11 protein-coding genes and 1 tRNA gene are annotated in these 17,977 nt (G+C 67.4%); 7 read left to right on the top strand and 5 right to left on the bottom strand.

Annotated features, from left to right (window positions below; all coding sequences use genetic code 11):
- The first annotated feature begins 1 nt into the window (after nt 1).
- From WMF14_RS44080 to WMF14_RS44060, 5 genes are all read left to right on the top strand, one after another.
- On the top strand, nt 2–1,948 hold the full coding sequence (locus tag WMF14_RS44080) for a hypothetical protein (protein ID WP_437796411.1): 1,947 nt from the start codon (nt 2–4) through the stop codon (nt 1,946–1,948).
- A complete protein-coding gene (locus tag WMF14_RS44075) occupies nt 1,941–5,660 on the top strand; it encodes an Eco57I restriction-modification methylase domain-containing protein (RefSeq protein ID WP_437796410.1) in 3,720 nt (1,239 codons plus the stop codon). Before WMF14_RS44080 ends, WMF14_RS44075 begins: the two co-directional genes overlap by 8 nt.
- A 66-nt stretch (nt 5,661–5,726) precedes the next feature.
- Entirely contained in the window at nt 5,727–8,579 is a 2,853-nt protein-coding gene (pglZ, locus tag WMF14_RS44070; RefSeq protein WP_437796409.1) for a BREX-6 system phosphatase PglZ, read from the top strand.
- The gene (brxD, locus tag WMF14_RS44065) at nt 8,576–9,886 is read left to right on the top strand and encodes a BREX system ATP-binding protein BrxD (protein ID WP_437796408.1); all 1,311 of its coding nucleotides are present in this window, start codon (nt 8,576–8,578) and stop codon (nt 9,884–9,886) included. The genes pglZ and brxD overlap by 4 nt, the downstream gene beginning before the upstream one ends.
- A 3-nt stretch (nt 9,887–9,889) precedes the next feature.
- Nucleotides 9,890–11,992 (top strand): DEAD/DEAH box helicase, encoded by a 2,103-nt coding sequence (locus tag WMF14_RS44060; RefSeq protein ID WP_437796407.1) that lies wholly within the window; start codon nt 9,890–9,892, stop codon nt 11,990–11,992.
- Between the two features lie 369 nt (nt 11,993–12,361).
- Here the strand turns inward: WMF14_RS44060 and WMF14_RS44055 are convergent, their stop codons facing one another.
- From WMF14_RS44055 to rpe, 4 genes are all read right to left on the bottom strand, one after another.
- The gene (locus WMF14_RS44055) at nt 12,362–12,580 is read right to left on the bottom strand and encodes a hypothetical protein (RefSeq protein ID WP_437796406.1); all 219 of its coding nucleotides are present in this window, start codon (nt 12,578–12,580) and stop codon (nt 12,362–12,364) included.
- A gap of 411 nt (nt 12,581–12,991) precedes the next feature.
- Nucleotides 12,992–13,078: transfer RNA gene (locus WMF14_RS44050), tRNA-Ser, on the bottom strand.
- 150 nt (nt 13,079–13,228) lie between these two features.
- Nucleotides 13,229–14,824: a hypothetical protein gene (locus WMF14_RS44045; RefSeq protein WP_437796405.1), complete on the bottom strand. Its 1,596-nt coding sequence runs from the start codon at nt 14,822–14,824 to the stop codon at nt 13,229–13,231.
- Complete coding sequence (gene rpe, locus WMF14_RS44040; RefSeq protein ID WP_437796404.1) at nt 14,821–15,534, bottom strand: ribulose-phosphate 3-epimerase; 714 nt, start codon at nt 15,532–15,534, stop codon at nt 14,821–14,823. The genes WMF14_RS44045 and rpe overlap by 4 nt, the downstream gene beginning before the upstream one ends.
- 176 nt (nt 15,535–15,710) lie before the next feature.
- On the opposite strand from rpe, the gene WMF14_RS44035 reads away from it, so the two are divergent.
- Nucleotides 15,711–16,145 (top strand): GNAT family N-acetyltransferase, encoded by a 435-nt coding sequence (locus WMF14_RS44035; protein ID WP_012240797.1) that lies wholly within the window; start codon nt 15,711–15,713, stop codon nt 16,143–16,145.
- A gap of 184 nt (nt 16,146–16,329) precedes the next feature.
- Nucleotides 16,330–16,833 (top strand): cyclic nucleotide-binding domain-containing protein, encoded by a 504-nt coding sequence (locus tag WMF14_RS44030; protein ID WP_272101903.1) that lies wholly within the window; start codon nt 16,330–16,332, stop codon nt 16,831–16,833.
- Nucleotides 16,834–17,527: 694 nt separating this feature from the next.
- Here the strand turns inward: WMF14_RS44030 and WMF14_RS44025 are convergent.
- Nucleotides 17,528–17,932, bottom strand: coding sequence for a hypothetical protein (locus WMF14_RS44025; RefSeq protein ID WP_437796403.1), 405 nt, complete (start codon nt 17,930–17,932; stop codon nt 17,528–17,530).
- Nucleotides 17,933–17,977 lie beyond the last annotated feature (45 nt).

Raw genomic sequence — 17,977 nt, 5'->3', positions numbered from 1 at the left:
CATGCCGCTCACGCCCGATGCAAAGAAGCTCCTCGCCGAGACGCTCCGAGGGAGCGTACAGGACCCCGAGAAGGGGATCCGCTCGCGCCTCCTGCGGGCCACCCACGACGAAGCCGATCGCCTCTACCGCCTGTCGGTGCCTACTGGCGAGGCGGGGCTCGAGGAAGCCCACCGCCGCCGTCGAGAGCGGATCGAGTCGTGGATCGATGAGCGGGCCTGCGCGACGAAGCCGAAGAGCAAGGCCAGGCATTGGCACGAGATCGATCTCGCGCGAACGAAGCGCCCGGCGTTTTGGGAATACGCTCCTGATGAAACGCGCCCGTGGGTACACTTCATCAAGGGCGCTGACGCTCGTGCATGGTTCGAGCCCTTGTCGCATCTCGTACACTGGAATCGCAACGGTCTCCAACTGGGAACCTACGAGAAAAGTAAGTTTGGCCGAGAAGCCGACCGCTATTTCTCGCGCGGCGTGGCGTACTCCACGATTGGGGCGTCCTTTACCGCTCGTGCCCACCGGGACGCCAGCATCTTCAGTGACGCCGGTTCATCGGCGTTTCTTGCTGACGTTGCTACAGCGGTCTGCGTGCTGAACAGTTCGATGGCGCGACATGTACCGCAATCACTCAATCCGACTGTCAACTTTACGAACGGAGACGTTGAACGGGTGCCCATGGTTGGCGTCGCAGAGGCGCGGGAGGTCTTTGCGCGAATTGGTGAGGTGTTCGATGAGCACGAGGCAGCGAGCGAAGCGTCGCCGGATTTCGTTCGTCCTGGCCCTTCCGCATGGCGCTATGCGCAGGCGTGGGTCCAAACGGCGATCGATAGACCTGACGGCCATCCGCGGCCTGCGTTCGAGCCAGAACGAGATTACCCTCCGGCGGAAGCGTTCATCTCTTTTGCGCTCGGCGTGGTGCTCGCTCGCTTCGACCCGAGTCACGGGGGCGTCCGAGCAAGCGCGAGCGGCTCCGCACTGCCGCGAGGCTTGCTCGTCCTCTCGTCCGAGGGCTTTGACAGCCTCGACCACCCGGCTTGTGAGCCCTTGCATGTCGCATGGCGCGAGCACAACGTCGTCGGCCAAGACAAAGACCTGTGGACGTACTTGCGGAGGTCGTTCTTCACCTTCCACAAGAAGCTCTACGATGGTACGCCCATCTACTTTCCACTCTCCTCGTCAAAGAGGAGCTTCGTCGTACTCGCCTCCACTCACCGTTGGAGCGACACTCTCAGCGTCCTCCTTGCCGGCTACCTAGTGCCGACGAAGCGACGGCTCGACAGAGAGCTCGAGAACCTCCGTTTCGCCAAGGCGTCGGCGACCAACAAGGCGAACGCTGAGAACCGCTTCGCTGAGGTGCAGAGGCTGGCCGAGGAACTGGACGACTTCATCGTGAGGATCGCGGAGGTCGCGGAGAGGGGTCGACCCAAGCCCGATGGTAAGACCATCGAGCGAGCAATGAATTCACGTTTCGTGATGGTCATGGAGGACGGCGTGATGGTGAACGATGCAGCCTTGTGGTCGCTGTTGGAGCCACAATGGAAAGACCCCAAGAAATGGTGGTCGCAAGTTGCAAACGAGAGCGGCCCGAAGGCAACGCATTTCGACTGGTCCCACCTCGCGGCCCGCTACTTCCCGACCCGCGTGCGCAAGAAGTGCCAAGAGAATCCGTCGTTCGCAGTCGCGCACAAGTGCTTCTGGGCGCTGCACTCCGGGAAGGCGTACGCCTGGGAGCTGCGGCTCCAGGACGAGGTCGGCCCCAACTTCACGATCGACGAGCCGGGGTCCGCTGACGCCCGCGCCAGCTTCTTGAAGGAGCACGAGCGGGAGGCACGCGAGATCCTCGCCAAGGAGATGAAGCGGAGGGAGAGGCGGGACGCCAAGGGAGATGACGCGGACGCAGGGCCGCTGTTCGACGACGCGGATAGCCAGGACGCGGAGGAAGCAGATGCCTGAGATGGCGCCCGAAGCCATGGAGGCGCTCTCCTCCAGCGTCAGGCGTCTGCGGAAGCTGCTGGAGGGTGACCTCACTCGTCAGCTTGATCGACGGTTTCGGCTTTCGGTTCCCGCTGCCAAGGCTGGACTCGATGCGAAGGAACTCGCCCTGCGCAACCGGTTGGAAGGGTGGTTCGCCGAGCGCGCTCGGGCGCGTCGTGAGGGCGGGGAGGCCGGGTTCGATGCGCGCGCGTCGGTCGAGTCCGAGATGGCGTCGAACGCCCTCCTCCGGCTCTTCCTTCTTCGACAGCTTGAGGCCTGTGGCGTCTCTCGGCCCGCGGTCCTCACCGGCGGATGGAGCAGCAAGGGCTATCTGGAGTTCCGAAGCCACGGCCCTGGGCTAACTGATGGCCAAGGCAAGGACGACTACGAAGGGCTCGACTTCCTGCTGAAGCTCCTCTTCGAGGAGCTGGCGATCGACCTTCCGGGACTCTACGGCGAGCGGCCCCTCGACCGATACTTCACGCTCTCGCCCGCCGCGTTGCGCGAGATCGTCGCCGTCCTTAACGCGCCGGAGCTGGCTACAGCATGGCAAGACGACACGACCCTCGGGTGGGTGTACCAGTTCTGGAACGACCCGCAACGAGAGGCAATCGACGCGCGCATCGGGCCTCGGGGCAAGGTCGACGCCCACGAGATCGCGTCCAAGACGCAGCTCTTCACCGAGCAGTACATGGTGGAGTGGCTGCTGGAGAATAGTCTGGGTCGGATTGCCCTCGACATGCGCAAGGAACGAGAAGCGCGGCATTCCGACCAGCCGAAGGCACCGCCGCCCTGGCCGATGTTCGTCCACAACGCGGCGTCGCTCGATGGCGAGCTACCGTCACGCCTCGCGGAGCTTCGAGTCCTCGACCCGGCGTGCGGGAGCGGTCACTTCCTGGCCGGCGCCTTCGACCTGCTAGTGCCGCTGTATCGCGAGGAAGCGCGCGACGCCGGCAACGAGATGTCGGACGAGCAGATCGCGGAGAGCATCCTCCGCAACAACCTTCACGGCATCGACATCGACAGTCGTGCCGTTCAGGTCGCGGCTGCCGTGCTCTATCTCAAGGCGCGAAGACTCGCTCCACGGGGCCGCATCCCACCGATGAACTTGGTTTCGACCGCGTTCGATCTAGATGGGCTCGCTCCCGACGACCCTGCTCTTGCCGCACTTGCACGCGCGTTTCCGAGTGGTCGTGGCGACGTGACGGAGGCCGTGCGCGCTCTGCGTCACGTAGGGGTCCGAGGCAGCCTGATGCGGTTCCGCCACGAGCAGGCACCTCCGCTTCTCTTTGAGGAGTCAGACCCCAGCGTCAGCGTCGAGCGGTTCGTGACCAACCACACGGGCGCCGACGACCTTGGGGTCCGCTTCGACGGGACTCAACTCGCCGCGGGCCTCCGGTTGCAGCGTCTCTTAGTCGAGGGCCGCTACGACGTGGTGGTTTTCAACCCCCCGTACCTCGCTACGTCGAAGATCGACTTACCCACCTCCGTGCTGGTGGAGGCGTTTGGTGACAGCCCCGATCTGTTCGCCGCGTTCGTTCAGCGAGCCTTCGAGCTGTGCAAGCCAAACGGCCTCATCGCCTTCGTGGCGCTGTCGAACTGGATGTTCCTCAGCACCTTTCGCGACACCCGCGAGCGGATGCTCGCGGGCCACATCCTGCTTTTGGCGGACGTTGGAAAGGGCGCATTCCGCCGAGCGTCCAAGTTGATTCAGTCGGCGATGGTCGTCGCCTCGCCGAAGCATCAGCCCGAGAGCAAGTCCTTCGCCGCAAGGGTCGGCAGTCGCGATACCATCTCGACTTTGCAGACCGTAGAGATCGCAGACGCGCTCAAGAACGAGGCGAACTACACGCCGTTCGATCCTGGCGTGTTCGCGCGAGTAGAGGGAGCCCCGTTGCTCTTCTGGCTCGATCCGGCGTTTATGCGCCGGTACGGCGAGCTTCCAAAGATTGATGATGTCGCCGACTGCCAGGGTGGCATCGCAACGACCAACAACGAACGGTTCCTCCGCGCAATCTGGGAGGTGCCCCACCATCTCGCGAGGGCTGCAGCGACGGACCAACCCGGTCCGTTCCTGCCCTACCTGAAGGGCGCGGAGGGGCGGGAGTGGATCGAGCCGTATCGATGGGTGCTCCGGGCCGAACACCGCGCTCTTGAGCTGCGCGTCCTCCTCCCCAACGTCCGAGTCGAGCGCCCCTCGTTGCTCGGGGTTGCCTACACGACGATTGGCCACCGGTTCGGGACGCGGCTTCATACCGTTACGAGCGTTCGTGACGTGTCTGGTGCGTCCGTCTTTTCCGCGTCCGAGGTCACCGCTGAGGCTCTCGTCTGCGCGTTGAATCGGAGCGTCGTTCGGGATCTCGCGTCGGCGCTGAATCCGACGGTCAACTTCCAGCTTGGTGATGTGCGCCGATTGCCGTTCGATCCCGTGGAGGGGGCAGCCGAGGTCGTTGCCAGGCTGCGCGTCGCGTTCACGGGTCACGAACGTGGGAACGAGCTGTCGATCGACTATCGAGCCCCGGAACCGACGACTTGGGAGTCCACGCAGTCCTGGGCTCAGCGCGCGGTGGACCGCCCAACGGGCCATGCGCTGCCCGTCCCGAGCTTCGTCGAGGAAGCCCCCCAGCCGTGGCTTGCCGTCTCCCATGCCCTGGGGGTCGCTCTCGGGCGATTCGACGTGGGAGGTGGGATCGCGGAGTCAGGTGCCACTGGGCTTCCCGACGGGATCCTTCTTCTCGGTCCGGAGTCTCCGGCTCTGAACCACGAGGCGTGTGCGGCTCTGCGCCATGCGTGGCGGGTGGCTGGCGACAACATCGGCCGTGAAGGCGAACTCGGAGCCTACCTCCGGAAGAGCTTCTTCCCGGAGCACCGGAGTTTGTACGAGGGTCGGCCCATCCACTTGCCATTGTCGTCCGCGAAGCGGGCGTACGTCGCGTACGTCTGTGTCCACAGCCTCCGCTCCAACACGCTCTCCGTCCTCCTCGCCGAGCATCTGATGCCCGAGAAGCGGAGAATTGAAGGCGAGCTGACCGACCTGCGGGAAGCCCGTCAGGCGGGCCGCACAAAGGGAGCTACCGAGAAGCGGTTTACCGAGGTGCAGAAGCTCCTCGAAGAGCTGGATGAGTTCATCGCGAGCGTGACCGAGATCGCAGAGAAAGGTCCACCACCTCCCGACGACAAGACGACGAGGCGCGAGGTCGATGCACGCTATGAGATGGACCTCGACGACGGCGTATTGGTCAACAGCGCCGCCCTCTGGCCGCTTCTGGAGCCACAATGGAAGGAGCCAAAGAAGTGGTGGAAGGAGCTGGCGAACGGGCAGGGCAAGAAGGACTACGACTGGTCCCACCTCGCGGCCCGCTACTTCCCGACCCGCGTGCGCAAGAAGTGCCAAGAGAATCCGTCGTTCGCAGTCGCGCACAAGTGCTTCTGGGCGCTGCACTCCGGGAAGGCGTACGCCTGGGAGCTGCGGCTCCAGGACGAGGTCGGCCCCAACTTCACGATCGACGAGCCGGGGTCCGCTGACGCCCGCGCCAGCTTCTTGAAGGAGCACGAGCGGGAGGCACGCGAGATCCTCGCCAAGGAGATGAAGCGGAGGGAGAGGCGGGACGCCAAGGGAGATGACGCGGACGCAGGGCCGCTGTTCCAGGAAAGCGATCCGGGGCAGGACCTGGAGGAAGCTGATGCATAGCCCTGGCGTCCCGAGAGCAACGATCCGGGAACTCCGTATAGTTCAAACTGACCAGCGAGGGTCCGTATGAGTGGCCCCGTCTCGCAGGTCATCGAGCATGAGATCCTTGGCGAGCTTCGTCGCCAGGGCATCGTGATCTGGCTCGACAAGGACGCTCACTACTCGCGCCTCGTGGACAACCTCGCCGTCGCGCATGGCGCCGGTGCGTTCCCGTTCCCGGTCGTCGGCTTCCGCGGAAGCTTCCTCGACCTGCTCTTCAAGCTAGAGCCTTACGGCAGCGGTCTCGACAAGCAGCCGCTCCTCATCCACATGCCTGGCTTCACCGAGCAGTCGATCCGCGCGACGCCGGTGCTGGAGCTGTATGAGCCTGGCGTCAGGTTTCGGAAGGGCCTCGACACGTTGATCCGGGAGGCCGCTACAGCGCGTGTGGCTCCCGCGGAGGTCGAGAAGTTCGTGGCGAAGCAGCCGAGCCTCGAAGAGGCCGACGCCTGGCTTTCATCTGCGGTCTCACAGAGCACATTCGGGCTTGCCGCAGCGCTCGACGAGTTCGGGCCCCGGATGCTGGCCGAGGCTCTCGCCCAGCCCAGCTCGCTCGCACCCCGTGTGATGGCCACCGAGGAGGTCAAGACGCTTCGGAACTACATCCACCGGCTGACCGGCATGGACGAAGCGTGGGAGGCCTTCTACCCCGACACGGAGTCGAAGCCGCTCGACCGAGCGCTCCATCAGCTTGGTGCGTGGGCGCTTTCCGTGGAGTACGTCCACGACCTCCGCCGACCAGCACACGACGAGCGCCTACGCCGGCTCAAGTCTCTGTCCGCTCCCCTGGTGAAGGCGTGCTGCGATCTCGCGGCGCAGGTTCGTCGCGACAGCGGCGACGCTTACGCGCGGATCGCTGATGAGGTCGAGGGCTTCCTGACCGACGAGCTGGCTACGATGTCGCCCTACGACCTTGGGCAGATCGACACGTTCCGCGAGGAGGAGAATCGGGTCCTGATCGGAGCGGTCGATGCCCTTCGCAAGGGGGAATGGGCGAAGGCCAAGGCCTGGTGCGAGGTTCGCCAAGGAGACAAGTCGTTCTGGCTTCAGCGGGATCAGCTCCGACGCTGGGCGTGGAACCTCGTCGCCGAAGCCGCCGACTTCGGTTCGACCCTCGCACGGCACCCCAGGCCGCTGGCGGGCGCACGCAGTCTCGACGAGGCGGCCGAGCGGTACGCGAAGGACGGCTTCGAGGTGGATCGCGCACATCGTCGTTTCGAGCAGCGACGCCTCGCGCTTCTGGAGTCGCGCCTGCCCCACTACGGGGCCCTCCGCGAGGTCGCCACCGAGCTGAGGAGGGCTCATCGTGCGTGGGCCGACCAGCTCACGCGCGACTTCTCCAGCCTCTGCAAGGAGCACGGCTTCCTGCCGTCTCCAGAGCTGCGGCAGCGGAACCTCTTCGAGCAGGTGGTGTACCCGTTGACGCTCGCGAGCGAGAAGGTCGCGGTCTTCGTGATCGACGCTTTCCGCTTCGAGATGGCGACCGAGCTTGTCGAGGAGCTGAAGGGGGCGGGCACCGTCGTGGATCTGAAGCCACGACTCGCCGAGCTTCCGACAATCACGTCGGTCGGTATGAACGTGCTCGCGCCGGTTTCCCAGGGCGACAAGCTCACGGTCGCCGGCATCTTCCAGGGCTTCAAGACCGGCGAGTTCACCGTCCGCAAGCCCGAAGACCGGTCGAGGGCAATGGGGCTCCGAAGCGCAGGCAAGCCGGCCCTGCTCTTGGAACTCGCGGACGTGTGCGAGGCGAGAACGGCTGCCCTGACCAAGGACGTGAAGCCGCACCAAGTGATCGTCGTCCACTCGAAGGAGATCGACGACGCGGGCGAGGCGAACGTCGGGCTCCCGACCTTCGAGTCCACGCTGCGCCAGATCAAGGCGGCGTGGCACCACCTCCAGCTCGCTGGCGTGAAGAACTTCGTGTTCACCGCAGACCACGGCTTTCTGCTTCAAGACGAGACGACAGAGACCCGGCCTTTCGGGACGAAGCGCGATCCGCAGCGTCGTCACGTGCTCGACGAGCATCCGCGGGCCGAGGCGGGCATGGTGAACGTGTCCGTCTCCTCACTCGGGTACGACGGCCTCACCGGCTACCTCCTCTTCCGAGACGACACCGCGGTCTTCGCCACCGGAAACGCGGGCGCCACGTTCGTCCACGGAGGCAACAGCCCCCAGGAGCGAGTCATCCCGGTCCTCACCGTCACGCGGAAGCGGGTCGAGCAGGGTGGCTACTCGGCGTACGAGGTCGAGGTCGAACCCCTACCCGATGTGGTGGGCCTGCATCGGCTCAAGCTGCGCATCGTCTTCGCGAAGCAGACGACGACGAGTCTCGGATTCGCGGCGGCACGCGCTGTGGACCTGTCGCTCCGAGCGCTGGAGCGCGACGCCGTTCGCGTGGTCTTCAAAGACGTGTCCGGCCCCGGTACGCTCAAGACGGGGCGTCTCCAGGTCCCCGTAAGCGAGACCTGGACCGAGGTCTTCTTCGGGCTCGAAGGACCGACCGACGATCGCGTTCGCGTCCAGGTGCATCACCCCGACAACATCGAAAAGGTGAAGGGAGCCTCACCCGAAGCTTGGTACTCGGTGAGCGGCACGTCGGTCGGCGTCGTTATGAAGGCGTCGAAGCCGCCCTCGATCCCCCCGCCTGCCACTGAGGGATGGGCGGGCACCATCGCCGACGAGGGCATCCGCAACGTCTTCCTCCACATCGAGAAGCACGGCGTGGTAACCGAGCTCGAGGTGACCAGCCTGCTCGGATCGCCGCGAGCCTTTCGAAGATTCTCGTTGCAGTTCGAGGAACACCTTCCGAAGCTCCCGTTCAAAGTTCGGATCGAGACGGCAGAGGGCGGCAAGCGTTACGTGCGAGAAGGTGACCGATGACGAGCCAGCGAGACCGCGAGCACATCTTTGAACGTCTTCGCTCCGGGGTCGTGCCCGAGCGCGGGTTGGAAGCGTTCGCCGTCGGCATCGAGAAGCAGCGCGCCGAGATCAACCGGCTCCTCGGACTCGCCGCGTCGGGGGAGGGCGTCTTCAAGTTTCTCCGGGGCGGCTACGGCTGCGGGAAGACGTTCATGGCCCGGCTCGCTGTGGTCGACGCTCAAGCCAAGGGCTTCGCCACGAGCTTCGTTGTCGTCTCGGACAACGATCTCCACTTCAACAAGTTCGACGACGTGTACCGCAAGGTCGTCCAGGAGCTGGGGACCAGCTCGTGCCCGAGGGGCGCGCTCGGCGACATCATCGACCGCTGGATCGCCAAGGTGGAGAACGCGCTCATCGATGGAGGAGCCGACGAGAACGCGACCGACTTCGATCAGAAGGTCCAAAAGCGCATCGAAGAGGACATCACCTCGCTCACCGGCGGCAAGGCCCCCGAGGACCTCGGGCGGGTCCTGCGCGAGGTCTTCAAGTTGAAGCAGGCGGGGAAGGTGCGCGAGGCCGGCGCGCTCATGTCGTGGCTCGCGGGCAGCGAGAACGTCAGCGCCTCCGAGAAGAAGGCCGCCGGCATTAAAGGCGACATCACGAGCACCGACGCCATGGCCTACCTCCAGGGCGTGCTCGAAGTCGTGAAGGCCGCGGGCTACAAGGGCCTCGTCATCGTCATCGACGAGGCGGAGACGATCCTCCGGATGCGCGGTGACGTACGGGGGAAGTCGCTGAACGGCATCCGTCAGATCATCGACGCGGCTGACAGATTCAAGGGCGCCTTCTGGGTCTTCACGGGCACGCCGGAGTTCTTCGACACGCGGCGAGGCGTCGCTGGGCTCCAGCCGCTCCACGACCGCATCCGCTTCCAGGTCGAGGGCGGGCTCGTCTCGATGCGCCAGCCGCAACTGGAGTTGAAACCCTTCGACCGTGATCGTCTGAAGGACGTGGGTCTTCGACTCCGCGAGCTGTACCCGATGGGGGACCCGAACATCGTCGCGCAGAGGGTCACTCCCGAGGTCATCACCGCGAAGGTGGACGACGTGACCAGGGGCTTCGGCGGCGACGTGGGCATCGTCCCGCGACAGTTCCTCCGGAGCCTCGTGAACCTGTTCGATGTCGTTGCCGAGAACCCAGACGCGCAGCTCCCCGAGCCGCCGAAGACCGTCGTCGAGGAGCGCGCAGCCGAAGGGAAGAAGCCGCTGGAGTACGAGCCCGAGCCCAACGACGAGAGGGGCTACCCGGTCACCTCGGTGGAGTTCTAGCGCGTGTCTGCGTTCGCTCGCTTCCCTCCGAGGCTGCAGGAGGCGATCGTCTCGCGCCTCGGTTGGACTTCGCTCCGCCCCGTGCAGGAGCTTGCCAGCGAGGCGATCCTCGACGGCAAGAACGCGGTTGTTCTGGCGCCGACGGCCGGTGGGAAGACTGAGGCCTCGATGTTCCCGGCCTTGGCGAACCTGGTCGAGCGGGAGCCCGAGGGCGTGGGCGTGATCTACATCGCGCCCATCAAGGCACTGCTCAACAACCAGGAGGACCGTCTCGGGACGTACGCTGAGATGGTCGGCCTGCGTCGGTTCGTCTGGCACGGAGATGTGAACGACGCCGCGAAGCGAAAGTTCATCCGCGAGCCCGCGGAGATCCTGATGACGACCCCCGAGTCGCTGGAGGTCATGCTCGTCTCGCCGAGGTCCCCGGTGCAGCGGCTCTTCAAGGACCTGCGGTTCCTCGTGATCGACGAGGTTCACGCGCTCGCCGGGACGGACCGCGGGGCGCATTTGATGTCGGTCATCGAGCGGCTCGCGCCAGCGAGCCAAAACGACATCCAGCGGGTCGGGCTCTCGGCGACGGTGGGCAACCCCGACCAGATCCTCAGGTGGCTGAAGGGCTCGTCCGAGCGCGAGGGGGTCGTCGTAGACCCGCCGAAGGCTCTGGCGAAGCGTGACCTCTTCGTGGGCCTCTACGACAGCGTTGTGGGGCTCGCAGGGGAGGCCGCCGCTCGCGCATCTGGCAAGAAGAGCCTGTTCTTCTGTCAGTCGCGGGCTCTCACCGAGATGGTAGCCGAGCGGATGCGCGGTCGATCGATCGACGTGTTCGTGCATCACAGCTCGGTCTCGTTGGAAGAACGACGAGCTGCCGAGGAGCGGTTCGCGCACGGCACGAATGCGTGCATCGTCTGCACGTCGACGCTGGAGCTGGGCATCGATGTAGGCGACCTCGATCGCGTCTTCCAGGCGAACGCCCCGAGTACGGTCTCCTCGTTCATGCAACGTATGGGGCGGACGGGGCGGCGAGGCGGGACGAGCGCGAACACGACTTTCCTCTGCGAGGACTCCGAAGCCGTACTGCAAGCCATCGCGCTGATCGAGCTAGCACGCGAGGGCTGGGTCGAGCGCGTCGCCGATCAGCAACGGTGCTGGCCGGTCCTCGTCCACCAGCTCCTCGCCCTCACGCTCCAGCACGGCGCGATCAGCGCCGAACGCTGCTGGGAGCAGCTCACACGAGTGCCGGACTTCCGCGCGATCTCTCGGCCCGAGTTCGACGAGACGATCGAGCACATGAAGAAGGAAGACTTCCTCTTCGAGGCCGGGGGACTCCTCTCGATGGGGCAGAATGCCGAGAAGGCCTTCGGCAAGAAAAACTTCTTGGAACTGTACGCCGTGTTCTCGTCGCCGGTGCTCTACCGCGTCGTCACGACCGGTGGGCGCGACCTGGGGTCCCTCGAACAGAACTTCGTGGACCGGCTCGTCGAGGACATGTCCTCGTTCCTCCTCGGTGGGCGTGCGTGGACCGTCGAGCGCGTGAGCCACGACGAGCGGGTCGTCATCGTTCGAGAGGCTCCTGGAGGCCGCAAGCCGAGCTGGGGTGGGTTCGTCCCGCAGCACCTCGGGTTCGAGCTGTGCCAGAAGATGAAGCGGATCCTCACCGATGCCCACCGCTTCCCTTACGTTGACGAGCCTGGCTCGAAGCATCTCGACGAGAAGCGCGCGGACCTCGGCGACCTTCTCCGTCGCTCGGGGCACGCCGTGCAGCTCGACGGCAGCATCGCGCGCTGGTGGACCTTCGCGGGCGGCAGGATCAACCATACCCTCAAGTACGGCTTCGAGGTCGCAGCGGGATGGAAGGTCATCGCCGACAATTTCCAGCTCCGCATCGAGGGTGATGGCGTCGGCCACGAGAGCGTTCGTGCGGCGATCGGCAAGATGGCGTCGGCAACGTTCTGGGACACGCCGGAGGTTCGTCGAGCGGTGCTCGCCCGGTTGCCCGGCTACCGTCTCTCGAAGTTCCAGGACTGCCTGCCGGAGAAGTTCGCCCTGGAGGTCATCGAGAGCTACCTGATCGACGTGAGTGGCACGGTGCGGTGGCTGGCGAGCTAGTCAGCGCTTTCGAGGCGCTTGCCGCTCAAGCCGCCAGATGAAGGTTCGCCTCACTTCATCTCGCTCGACGCAGATGAATGCTCCGGGCGAGGCGTGGAGCTTGTAGGACCACGGCTTCGCGCTCTTCGGTCGTGCGACGATCCTCGCCGGTAGGTGGGTGTTCAGCTTCTCGAGCGGTCGCCCGGAGGAGGCGGGTTCCGTGCTGTAGCTTCAACAGTAGTCGAACCGGAAGGTCAGCGCCCGTCGCCGCATGAGCGCTGCGAGGACGCCGGCGAGGAGCGTGAACATCTCGTCGGACGCATCGACCATCAGGCATACCGGGCGGCACGACCAGATCGCCGCCGTGACGTCGTGCCAGAGTGCGCCCGATCACTCGCCCGTTGGCGCGTCGTCGACGTGAACGCAGAAGGTGAGCGAATCGACCGGCAGATCAAGCTCGCCGTCCTTCCACGCGACCACGCCCCGTGCGCTCCCGTCGCTGGCGCAGGCCGCGCGCTGGGGCTGCTCGCTGCTGACGGGTGCGTCGCTCTTCCAGATGGTGATGTAGTCGTTGACGGTGCTGCCGCTAAGCTTGTGGCGCAGCCCCACCTCTGGAGGTTCTCGAGCGCGGACGAGAGCGATGTCTGCCACACGCAGGCGCTCGCGGTGTAGCCGAAGCCCTCGTCGGTGGCCGGCGCCTGGCTTCTCGCTCGGAGCTGGGCTGGATGTGCGTGCTGCGGCAGTGCGCAGCGAGGTCGCCAAAGCTCGGGAGATCTGTGCCCCGAGCACGACGCATCCGGGCGATGCGTCACCAGGCCACGGGCTATCGAGAAAGCTCGTCGCAGGCGACCGTGAATCTGGGCCGCCCGCATCGTGAGCCAACTCACACAGCTAGACCCGGAACCAGGAACCTGCTGTGCCAGAAATTTGCCAGAACCTGCGTCCAGACCTGTCCGCGCCTGTCCGCTCCCGTCCACGTCCCGGACCGCGCCAACTACCCAACATCCTTGCAGAAACCAGCGGAGGAGAAGGGATTCGAACCCCTGGTTGAGTTGCCCCAACGGCGGTTTTCAAAACCGCTGCCTTCGACCGCTCGGCCACTCCTCCAAACATCCAGAACGACTCGTTTTTCTGCCTCTTCTACCGCCCCCTGTCAACGCCGCCCTGAGACCCGCCTCCTCCCCTGCCCTGCTCCGGGCAGCACCGGAACTCTCCATCCCCGGCCCCGGCGCTTCCGCCCCCACCGCCCTTCGCCCCCTACTTCTCCCTCCCCGCCGCCTGCGCCCCCGCCACCGTCCCGGTGCCCTGCCCCCCCACCCCGCCCTTCATCACCTCCGCCAGCCACTTCCCCGCGCCCTCGCACGTCCCCGCCGCGCTGACCTCCCCTCCCCCGCCTCCCCCGCGCCTCGCGTACGGCCCCGCCACGATCGCCACGTCGCTCCCTCGCGCCGCCCACGCGATCGGCCCGAGCGCCGCCCGCCGCCTGCACGCCTTCCCGAAGCGCCGCTCGATCACCTTCCCCGCCTCTGCCGCGTCGCCCGCGCTGTCGAACCGCAGCCGCCACGCGAGCGCGAACTCTTTCCGCGACGGGTCCTCCGGGTCATCCCTCCGCACCACCGCGAACCGATCCCCGCCCCACCCCGCCGCCGCGCCGATCGCGGCATCGCGGTGGGCATATGCCGCGAACGCGATGCGCAGCGCCTGCTCGCCCATCACGTCGTCGAAGACCACGCGGAACCCCGGGCCAAGCGCCGCGGCCGTCGGCACCGCCACCGCGACGGCGGGCTCCCGCGCGGCGAGCTTCTCGGGGTGGAGCAGCTGCTCGGTGGTCTCCGGCAGCGCGCGCCAGACCGCATCCACCGAAGCCCACCCGCCCTCGCGGCGCAGCGCCTGCACGAACGCGAAGCCGTCCGTGTACGGGGCGCCCAGCGACTCCTGCAGCACGAGCGGCGTGTCGCCCACGGACGACAGCGCCGTCGACATCGCCACGAGCTTCCGGAGCATCGACTCGTCGACCTGGAACGCCGAGCCGACCAGCACGTCGAACATCGCGCTCATCGCCTCGCCCTCGACGAGCGCGTGTGTGGCCGCCAGACGATCGCTGTCGCCGAGCTTGAAATCGAGGAGCCTCCCCAGCGAGAAGCTCTGGTCCTGGAGCGCGTGGACGAGCTCGTGCGCCAGCGTCTCCTCGGCCTCGGCCTCGCTGAGATCGTCGACGAGGTACATCGTCGCGTCCTCCGGCTCGTAGAAGCCCGCGATGCGGCCCTCGAGCAGGCGGTACATCCCGGCGGTGAAGTCGTAATCGGCGGGGATGAGCTCGAGCGCCGCGAGCACCTCGCGCTGGTGATCGAGCACGCCCTCGGGGATCTCTCGCTCCACGTGCGCGCGGACCCGCTCCAGGATCTGCCCGCGGGCGAGCACGCGGCTCCGCACATCGCGGCGCACGGGCAGGCCGCGCGCCTTCGCCACGCGCGCGAGCACGCGCGCGATCTCGCCGTCGCTCAGGCGAGCCGCGTCCTCGTCGAGCTCACCCGCATCAACCGGGCCTGCGGCCCCAGCCGGCCCAGGCGCGGCTGACGCCGCAGGAAGCGCCGCAGCCGAGGCCTGCGCTCGCGGCGGCGCCGCAGGCGCGGCGGCCGGCGCGCACCCGCCAAGCACAGCCGCCCCGACCACCCCGACCATCACAGCCCCCCCGACCGGCCCCGCCGCCGCAAGCCCCGCCGCCGCCACGAGCGCCGCGCCGCGCCCGCGGCCGCGCTTCGACGTCGCGCATGTCGCGCACGCCGCCCCCATCTCGCAGCGCCCCTGGCCCGCCGCGGCCGCCGCGGCAGCGTCCTCGACGCGCCGGGTCACGACGGCTCCCCGGCGGGCGCGCGGAGCGTGCGGATCGCCTCGGCATAACGCGCCACGCGCGCGTCGAACGGCAGATCCTCTCCCGGCGCCACAGCGCCGAACACCGCCGAGCCCGCGACGAGCGCCCGTGCCCCGGCGGCGATGACCTGCCCGGCGGTCGACGGGGCGACGCCGCCGTCGACCTCGAGCGCGATGTCCAGGCCTGCCTGGTCGATCGTCTGGCGCAGGCTCCGCAGCTTCGTGAGCGCCTCCGGGATGAACCGCTGGCCGCCGAACCCGGGGTTGACGCTCATCACCAGCACCAGACCGATATCCGCCATCACGTGCCGGATCGACTCCTCCGGCGTGTGGGGGTTCAGCACGACGCCCGGGCTCGCGCCTGCGTCCCTGATCTGCTGGAGCGTCCGGTGCAGGTGAGGCGACGCCTCGACGTGGACCGAGATGCGATTGGCGCCGGCGGCCGCGAATTCCGCGACGTAGCGCTCGGGCTCGACGATCATCAGGTGGACATCGAGGGGAAGACGCGTCGCGGCGCGGACCGCGCGAACCACGAGCGGCCCGATCGTGATGTTTGGCACAAACCGGCCATCCATCACGTCGACGTGGATCCAGTCGGCGCCGGCGGCCTCAGCGGCCCGTACTTCCTCGGCGAGACGACCGAAGTCAGCCGACAGGATCGACGGAGCGACGATGATTTTGTCGTGACGCACAGGGTAGCGCTAGCAGGCGTGACGCGCGGCGGCTAGCCGAGCATCCCACGAGCGCGCTTACGGGGAGGCCGGCGCGGCTGCTAGGCTGCGCAGGGTCTTCGCGACGCGTTCGTGTCGTGTGCGCGGACGCGGCAGATCGAGGGCAGGGGATCCGAACCGTTCGAGTGAGGTGATGCATGGAGACACGGCCGCTGACGAAGCCCGACTACGACCGGATCGTGGGCGAGATCGATCGGTGGTGGGCAGGCCCAACCAGCGCGCTCGCGCACCCGATCTTCTTCTACGAGCTCGGCAGGCTCGCGCGCGTGGTCGAGGATCGCGGGCTGCTCGTCGGCTTCCTGCTCGGGTTCAGGTGCCCGGACGCGGCGGTCGGGTACGTGCACCTCGTCGGCATTCACCCGGACTATCGCCGCCGCGGCGTCGGCAGGATGCTCTACGCGGCGTTCGAGGAGGACTGCCGCCGCGAGGGCTGCCGGCAGCTCAAGGCGATCACGACGCTGGGCAACGAGGGCTCCGTGCGCTTCCACGCCGCGGTCGGCTGGTCGGCGGCCGAGGTCGAGGACTACGCCGGGCCTGGGCGTCCGCGGATCGTGTTCACCAAGGACCTCTAGTGCGGCCTCTGGTGCAGATCGCGCGGAGCACGCTCGTGTTGCGGCGTACGCTCTCGACGGGGTACATCTCCTCGGAACCGCGAGGTGGAGCGATGCGAGAAGGCGGGCATGTTCGCGACGTGGTGGTAGGCGTTGTCGGGTCAGCCGACAGGACGGTCGCCGCGGGCGCCCTCGGTGCATCCAGGTGAGCCATCCCCCTGCGCTGATCACGCAGCTGCGCGAGATCGGGCTGTTCGGAGGCCTGGGCGACCACGTCCTCCAGGGCCTCGCCGACACGCTGGAGCTGCTCGATCTGGAGCCGGGCGCCGTCGCCTTTCGCGAGGGCGACAGCGGCCGCGAGATGTTCGTGCTGCTCTCGGGGGAGATGGAAGTGCTCAAGCGGTCGAAGCGCGACGTCGAGGCGCGCGTCGCGATCCTCGGGCCGAACGACTGGTTCGGCGAGATGTCGATCCTCGACGTGATGCCCCGCTCGGCGACCGTCCGGGCGATCGCACCGTCGCGCTTGCTGCGTGTCACCGCGCACGATCTCGACACGCTCTACCGGCGCGATCTCAAATCGTACACGCTGCTGGTGCTGAACATCGCGCGCGAGATGTCGCGCCGCCTTCGCGTGGCGGACAGCCTGCTCGCCGAGCTGGTAGCGAACATGCTCGACGAGTACGCGCGGCCACGGCGACCGGCGATCTGAGCCGGCGCCGCCGCGTCAGCCGACGTCGAGCGCTCTGCCGGCGGGCGCCGGGCCCATCCGTCGCCTCATCCGCCGTCTGGACCGATCGCTCCACCGGCGCCGGCTTCGCCACCCGCGCCACCCGCGCCGCCTGCACCACCGCTGCCGGCTTCGCCACCGGCGCCGGCTTCGCCGCCTGCGTCGCCCGCACCACCGTCGTTGGTTTTGCCACCCGCGCCACCCGCACCACCGCTGCCGGCTGGGCTGGTCGGTTCGCCCCCAGTGCTGGTTGAGCCGGTGCTAGCGCCGGACCCGGTGCTAGCACTGGACCCTGTCGGACCGGCGCCGCTCGAACCGGCCGCGTATGGCAGCAAGCCGCCGCCGCCCGCGCCTTCCTCTTGCCCTGGATCACCGGCGGCGACGCCCCCTCCTGCGCCGGTCGCGCCGAGGTCGTCGCAATCGCACCCGATGCCCCCCTCAGCGGGAGGCTCCGGCTGTGGATTGAAGACACAGCCCGCAAGGACGACCCCGAACACAAGGACGACAAGCTGGCGCATAAGCTCCCTCCTCATAGCACCCTGCGCATCTCCCTGCCCGCTTGCGCGGCGCCCTCGTCCGCGGGAACGCTGCTGCGTCGAGCGCGATCCGTCGGCTGCTTCTCGCTCGCTTTTAGCGCCGGGCCGACGCCGCCGTCACACCCGGGCCGCGTGCTCGTTCAGCCGCATTCCACGGCTCCAGCGCCTCCAGCGCCCCCCACACCGCAGGGTCCGCCGCCCGCGCCGCCCTGACCGCCCGCGCCGCCCTGACCGCCCGCGCCGCCCTGACCGCCCGCGCCGCCCTGACCGCCCGCGCCGGCCTCGCCCCCTCCACCGCCCTGAGCGCCCGCGCCGCCCTGGCCGTTCGCTGCGCCCCCATCGCCACCGCCCGCGCCCTCCCCGCTGCCAGTGCCGGTCCCTGCCGCTGTGTTGCCGGCGCCCGTGCCACCCGAACCTGAGCTGCCGACCGCCGCGCCGGTCGTCGATGACGCCGTGGTGGAGGGATCCTGGAACGGCGGTTCAGGCTGCGGGTTGAACGAGCATCCAACCGCGAGGAGCAGGGCGAGGAACAGCAGGCTTCGCATGGCGGGTGCGCCGAGTATGGCAATCAACATGCCACGTGAAAATAG

It is taken from the genome of Sorangium sp. So ce693 (assembly GCF_051521375.1).
In the GTDB taxonomy this organism is placed as follows: domain Bacteria; phylum Myxococcota_A; class Polyangia; order Polyangiales; family Polyangiaceae; genus Sorangium; species Sorangium atrum.
The sequence above is the reverse complement of the archived record's forward strand: the minus strand, read 5'-3'. Positions and strand labels throughout refer to the sequence as shown.